Origin of the sequence: Methylobacterium sp. (assembly GCF_019750675.1) — a bacterium.
GTDB lineage: Bacteria > Pseudomonadota > Alphaproteobacteria > Rhizobiales > Beijerinckiaceae > Methylobacterium.
This window is the reverse complement of sequence record NZ_JAIEOF010000257.1, coordinates 1-2,645: the sequence shown is the minus strand read 5'-3', so window position 1 is coordinate 2,645 and position 2,645 is coordinate 1. Positions and strand designations below refer to the sequence as shown.

Annotated in this window: 1 protein-coding gene; it reads left to right on the top strand. The window is 67.9% G+C overall.

Annotation, left to right across the window (positions count from 1 at the left end):
• Window positions 1–42 precede the first annotated feature (42 nt).
• Window positions 43–2,645, top strand: a 2,603-nt coding sequence (gene uvrB / locus K2X24_RS13180) for an excinuclease ABC subunit UvrB (RefSeq protein ID WP_292498820.1), incomplete at its 3' end; no start/stop codon positions are given.

The following is a 2,645-nucleotide window of genomic DNA, read 5'->3' as shown; positions in this document are numbered from 1 at the left end:
TCAGGCGGCAGAACGTCGAACCCGAAGGCCTCGAAGCCGGAGTTGCAGCCACTCGACGAGCACCTGGCCGCCCTGCTCAGCCCTGCGCTGAACCGAAACCGTCCGCCGCCGCTGCCGGAGCCGGCCCCGCCGCGGCCGGGCGGAAAGCCGCCGGGCCGTGGCCGGAAGACCGCGCCGACGGGGATGGCCGAGGCTCCGCAGGCGGCGTTCATGCACGCCGAGGCCGCCGATGTCGACCCGCGCCTCGCCCAGGCCCTCGGCCTGACCCCGCCCGAGGATGGCCCGCTGCCGGAGGGGATGGCGCCCGCCGCGCTGGGCGAGGATGACACCTCGCTCGCCAGCGACGGCGTCTCCGCCACGGTGGATGCGCTCTCGCGCCTGCTCACCGAGGGCAACCCGCTCTTCAGGGACGGCAAGACCTGGACGCCCCATCGCCCCGAGCGGCCGAAGAAGTCCGAGGGCGGCCTCGCCTTCACCCTGAAATCCGAGTTCGAACCGGCCGGCGATCAGCCCCGCGCCATCGCCGAATTGGTGGACGGTGTGCGCAAGGCCGAGCGCGATCAGGTCCTGCTGGGCGTCACCGGTTCCGGCAAGACCTTCACGATGGCCAAGATCATCGCCGAGACCCAGCGTCCGGCCCTGATCCTGGCGCCGAACAAGACGCTGGCGGCGCAGCTCTACGGCGAGTTCAAGAGTTTCTTCCCCGACAACGCGGTGGAGTATTTCGTCTCCTACTACGATTACTACCAGCCCGAGGCCTACGTGCCGCGCTCGGACACCTTCATCGAGAAGGAATCTTCGATCAACGAGCAGATCGACCGGATGCGCCACGCCGCCACCCGCGCCCTCTTGGAGCGCGACGACGTGATTCTCGTGGCCTCGGTCTCGTGCATCTACGGCATCGGCTCGGTGGAGACCTACACCGCCATGTCGTTCACGGTGTCGCTCGAGGAGAAGATCGAACAGCGCCAGCTCATCGCCGACCTCGTGGCGCTCCAGTACAAGCGCATTCAGTCGGATTTCGCCCGCGGCACCTTCCGGGTGCGCGGCGACGTCATCGAACTCTGGCCCGCCCACCTCGACGATCGCGGCTGGCGCATCGGCCTGTTCGGCGACGAGGTCGAAGCGATCACCGAGTTCGATCCGCTCACCGGCAAGAAGATCAACGACCTGAAGTTCGTGAAGGTCTACGCCAATTCGCACTACGTCACGCCGCGTCCCACCCTCCAGCAGGCAGTGAAGGGCATCAAGACCGAGCTGAAGCTGCGGGTCGACGAACTGACGAAGATGGGCCGCCTGATCGAGGCGCAGCGCATCGAGCAGCGCTGCACCTTCGACATCGAGATGATCGAGGCCACCGGCGCCTGCAACGGCATCGAGAATTACTCACGCTACCTGACCGGCAGAAAACCCGGTGAGCCACCGCCGACCCTGTTCGAGTACCTGCCGGACAACGCCCTGGTCTTCACCGACGAGAGCCACGTCACGGTCCCGCAGATCGGCGGTATGTACAAGGGCGACTTCCGCCGCAAGGCGACCCTGGCCGAATACGGCTTCCGCCTGCCGTCCTGTCTCGACAACCGCCCCCTGCGGTTCGAGGAATGGGACGCCATGCGCCCGCAAACGATCCATGTCTCGGCCACCCCGGCGAAGTGGGAGATGGAACAGACCGGCGGCGTCTTCGCCGAGCAGGTCATCCGCCCCACCGGCCTCGTCGACCCGGTGATCGAGATCCGCCCCGCCCGCTCCCAGGTGGACGATCTCCTCGGCGAGGTGCGCGAGGTCGCTCAGGCCGGCTACCGGACGCTCGTGACGACGCTGACGAAGCGGATGGCCGAGGACCTCACCGAGTACCTGCACGAGAACTCGGTGCGCGTGCGCTACATGCACTCCGACATCGACACCCTGGAGCGCATCGAGATCATTCGCGACCTCCGGCTCGGCGCCTTCGATGTGCTGATCGGCATCAACCTGCTCCGCGAGGGCCTCGACATTCCGGAATGCGCCCTGGTGGCCATCCTGGACGCCGACAAGGAGGGCTTTCTGCGATCCGAGACCTCGCTGGTGCAGACCATCGGTCGCGCGGCCCGCAACGCGGACGCCCGCTGCATCCTCTACGCCGATCAGGTCACCGGCTCGATGGAGCGCGCGATGGCGGAGACCGAGCGCCGGCGCACCAAGCAGCTCGCCTACAACGAGGAACACGGCATCACCCCGCAGAGCGTGAAGCGCGGTATCGCCGACATCCTCGACAGTGTCTACGAGCGCGACCACGTTCAGGTCGATACCGGACTCGCCAAGAACGCCGTCACCATCGGCCACAACCTCAAGGCGGTCATGGCCGACCTGGAGAAGCGGATGCGCACGGCGGCCGCCGACCTCGACTTCGAGGAGGCCGCGCGCCTGCGCGACGAGCTCAAGCGGCTCCAGGCCACCGAACTGCTGGTCTCGGACGACCCCATGGCCCGCCAGGGCGATGTGGAGCGGGAGGCCGGGCGCTTCGGCGCCAAGCAGAGCCGCATCTCCAAGCCGACACTGGACAACATGGGCCCGGGCACCGACCGCGAACTGCCCGTCGGCGCGCCGGTCTGGCAGGAGCGCCCGAAGGCGCGCTCGACGCAGGGGCTCGGCGGGCAGAAACCGAA